The sequence below is a fragment of the Streptomyces sp. NPDC057654 genome (genome assembly GCF_042800135.1).
Taxonomy (GTDB): domain Bacteria; phylum Actinomycetota; class Actinomycetes; order Streptomycetales; family Streptomycetaceae; genus Streptomyces.
This window is the reverse complement of record NZ_JBHVHQ010000887.1, coordinates 1-3,485: the sequence shown is the minus strand read 5'-3', so window position 1 is coordinate 3,485 and position 3,485 is coordinate 1. Positions and strand designations below refer to the sequence as shown.

The window sequence follows — 3,485 nt, the reverse complement described above, 5'->3', positions numbered from 1 at the left end:
GCGCAGCCGGGTCTGCCGTACGGGCGGCAGCATGCGCGCGGCCTCGTGCTCGGTGACGAAGCGCCAGCCGCGCAGTTCCGCGCAGGGCAGCAGGAGCCGGTCCGCCGCGTCGCGGGTCAGCAGGCCGCCGTCGAAGAGGAGGCGCAGGCCGCCGAAGGCGGGGGCGCGGGGCGGTTCCCAGTCGAGTACGAGCAGCCGGGGGACGTCGGCGAGTTCGAGGCCCAGTTCCTCGGCGACCTCGCGCATGCCGGCGCGGGCGGGCGGCTCTCCGGGTTCCACGACGCCGCCGGGGAACTCCCAGCCCGGCTTGTACGTGGGGTCGACCAGGAGGACGCGGTCGTCCTCGTCGAAGAGCAGCACCCCGGCGGCGGTCGTCTCGGCCCTCGGCTCCGGGGTCTGCACGATCTCGCAGCAGCCGGCCGCGCCGGTCCGTATGGCGTCGGCTATCCGCTCGGCGGCCTGGCGGGGGGTGAGGGAGCTGGTGTCGAGCGCGTAGGCGTCGGCGCCGAGCCATGGGAGAGCTTCGCGATAGCGCGCAAGATGGTCGAGCGCGCATTGTTTCGTGTCCGTGCTCACCGCGTTCCCGGTGCTGTTGGCGTTCACCGCGCTCACTGTGTTCACTGCGTTCGCTGCGTTCGCCGTGTTCACCGCGCTCCCCGCGTTCATCGCGTTCATCGCGGAATGGGGCCGGAATTCCGCACGGTTCAGGACATGGGACCGCAGGATCGTTTCGTCGGGTGACAACAGCACATGCCTGACGGGAATGCGGCGAGCGGCGAGTCCGCCGAATATCTCGTCGCGGTGCTCCTGCCGGAGCAGCGTCATCGGCACCACCAATACGCCGCCGACCTCGGCGAGCAGGGCGGCGGCGCCGTCGATGACGAGCCGCCGCCAAATGGGCAGGTCCGGCAGGTCCTGATAGTCGACGGCGACGGCGTCGGCGATCCGCTGCGGCGGCAGCAGCGAGTGGAGAAGTCCGCCGATCACGCCGGGGTCGTAGAGAGTACTGCCCGGAATCAGACTCACCAGTTCTCGCGCCGTACGGGTCTTTCCCGCACCGAGCGGACCGTTCAGCCAAACGATCACGGTGCCCCCTTTTCCGTAGCCCCCAGTGAATTTCCCGGAACACCTTGCCACGAAAACGCGTGCGAGCGGCGCTGCGGATGGAGGGACGAAGGGGTGGCACGGGGGCACACGGCAGCGGGTCGAGCGCCGGTATGTGCGCGGGGGCGCACACCGGTGGGCGACGCGCCGCGGGTTACCTACCGACCGGTCCGGCGAGTTCGCGCCGGGCGCACTCCTCGACCTCGGCGGCGGAACGTTCCCCGACGTCCACGGTCACCACGGACCACGGCGTCGCCGCCAGCAGCCGCAGCGTCAGTTCCGCCTCGCGGCGAAGGTGTTCGGCCGCTGCCTCCAGGCTGTCCACGGAGGACGTACCGGGCGACCCGGCGAGCCGTCCGACGAACCAGTCCGCCCACTCGGGCCCTTCCCGGTCGACCGCCCGCCGGAGCGCCGTGTCCGGGTCGTCGCGCAGGTACACCACGGTCACCCTCGTCGGCTCGACCGCCTCCACCAAGTCGCGTACGACCGCGGAGATCGCCGGCTCCTCGTGTCCCCAGGCGACCAGGGACGGCACGAACGGAATCAACGCATCCGTCACCAGCACCTCCACCCCCTCGGCCCGAGCCTGCGCCACATACGCCCGCGTCGCCTCCACCAACGTCCCGGGCCGCACACTGCCGGCTCCCCCGGCGAACTCCTCCGCCACAGCCCCGAAGGCGGGCCGTGTGAGAATGTCGGCTTCCTGAAAATGGTCAACACTCGCACCGGCACCCCGAAGCCAACGCGTGAGCCCGCCGCACAGGGTCGATTTGCCAACTCCGGGACTGCTGCCGATTACCGCGATCAGATGGGACATCATCGTGCCAGTCTCACATGGGCACCCGACGGACGATCCACGGGCGGCTTCAGACGGCAGCGATGCGATGTGCCCCGCCTCGACGTCTACGCGCACGCCGAGCCTGGCCCCTACCCCGTAGTGATGTGGCGGCACGGCAGCGACGGTGCAGTGAGCGTGCAAGAAACTGATCAGCTAGGAAACGTCGATGACGTACCGAAAGACGTGCCGGTCACACGGCACCAGGGAGTCAAGCAACTCAAGCGCCTTGCCCTCGGCGTCGTAAGCGGTACGAATGACGCGCGCGAGCGGAACGCCGGCCGGGATCGCAAGTTGCTCCATCTCATCAGGAGTCGGCATGCGGACGTCGACGTCTTCCACGAACTGGACCACACGTCGGGCGACGGGACCGTCAGGGTCTTCGAGCGCGGCGATCGCGCCACCTCGGATGAGACGAGGTTCGGTGACGGGCGTCCCCTCGGCCGGCTACCCCTTGCCGGCCCCCAACGTCAGCCCCGCGATGAAATGGCGTTGCAGCAGCAGGAATACGAGGACCGTCGGGAGGGCGACGAGTACGGAGCCCGCCGCCAGCAAGTTGTAGTCGGTGAAGAATTGGCCGCGGAGGTTGTTGAGGGCTGAGGTTACGGGGAGCTTGTCGCCGTTGGAGATGAAGACGAGGGCCCAGAGGAAGTCGTTGTACATCCAGGTGAATTGGAGGGTGCCGAGGGCCGCCAGGGCGGGGCGGCAGAGGGGGAGGGTGATGCGCCAGTACTGGGTCCAGACGCCGGCGCCGTCGACTACTGCCGCTTCCAGGATCTCGGTGGGGAGGGTGCGCATGAAATTGGCGAGGACGAAGACGCAGAAGCCCAGTTGGAAGCCGATGTGCACGGCGATGACGGCCCAGTAGGAGTCGTACATCGTGAGGGAGTCGGACATCCAGTACGGGAGGGGGATGCGGTTGAAGAGTACGTAGAGGGGGGTGACGATGACTTGTTGCGGGAGCAGGTTTCCGGCGGTGAAGACGATGAGCAGGAAGGTCGCGCCGCGCAGGCGGAGGCGGGAGACGGCGAAGGCCACGAAGGAGGCCAGGAAGAGGGTGACGAGGACGCCGGGGACCGCGATGATCAGTGAGTTGGCGAAGTACTTGCTCATCCCCGAGTCGCTGAACGCCTGGCGGTAGTAGTCGAAGGACAGATGGCGGGGCAGCGAGAAATAGCCGTGTTCGGCGGTTTCCTCGTAGGGGCGCAGTGAGGCGTAGACAGCCAGCAGCAAGGGCGCCAGGAAGACCAGTGACACGGTGAGGAGGAAGGCGTGCAGGCCCAGGCGGCCCGGCCGGGCGCGGAAGAGGGCGGGGGTGGTCATCGGCGTTTCTCCCCTCTCAGCTCCTGGACCAGATACGTCACGATGAATCCCAGGGACACGACGAGCAGGACGACGGCGATGGCGGAGCCGAAGCCGATGCGGCTCGCCTCGCCGATGATGTTGTCGGTGACGAGCACGGAGAGCAGTTCCAGTCCGTTGCGGCCCTGATTCACGGCATAGACGATGTCGAAGGCGCGCAGCGCCTCGATGACGGTGATGACTC

The 3,485-nt window shown here is 68.2% G+C and carries 4 protein-coding genes and 1 pseudogene; all 5 read right to left on the bottom strand.

The window, feature by feature from the left end; translation table 11 throughout:
* A partial coding sequence (locus tag ACFU99_RS37730; RefSeq protein WP_384401429.1) for an NUDIX domain-containing protein occupies positions 1-1,086 on the bottom strand: 1,086 nt, incomplete at its 3' end.
* A gap of 172 nt (positions 1,087-1,258) precedes the next feature.
* Complete coding sequence (locus tag ACFU99_RS37725) at positions 1,259-1,738, bottom strand: hypothetical protein (RefSeq protein ID WP_384401426.1); 480 nt, start codon at positions 1,736-1,738, stop codon at positions 1,259-1,261.
* A 357-nt stretch (positions 1,739-2,095) separates the two neighbouring features.
* Positions 2,096-2,293 (bottom strand): UTRA domain-containing protein, encoded by a 198-nt coding sequence (locus tag ACFU99_RS37720; RefSeq protein WP_384401423.1) that lies wholly within the window; start codon positions 2,291-2,293, stop codon positions 2,096-2,098.
* A 93-nt stretch (positions 2,294-2,386) separates the two neighbouring features.
* Entirely contained in the window at positions 2,387-3,262 is an 876-nt protein-coding gene (locus ACFU99_RS37715; RefSeq protein ID WP_384401420.1) for a carbohydrate ABC transporter permease, read from the bottom strand.
* Positions 3,259-3,485, bottom strand: a pseudogene (locus ACFU99_RS37710) (sugar ABC transporter permease); the annotation flags it as partial. The gene ACFU99_RS37715 and the pseudogene ACFU99_RS37710, both read right to left, overlap by 4 nt.

Bases quoted from the DNA above. Each gene is read 5' to 3' on its own strand.
- ACFU99_RS37715 (WP_384401420.1), bottom strand. From the start codon at position 3,262: ATGACCACCCCCGCCCTCTTCCGCGCCCGGCCGGGCCGCCTGGGCCTG.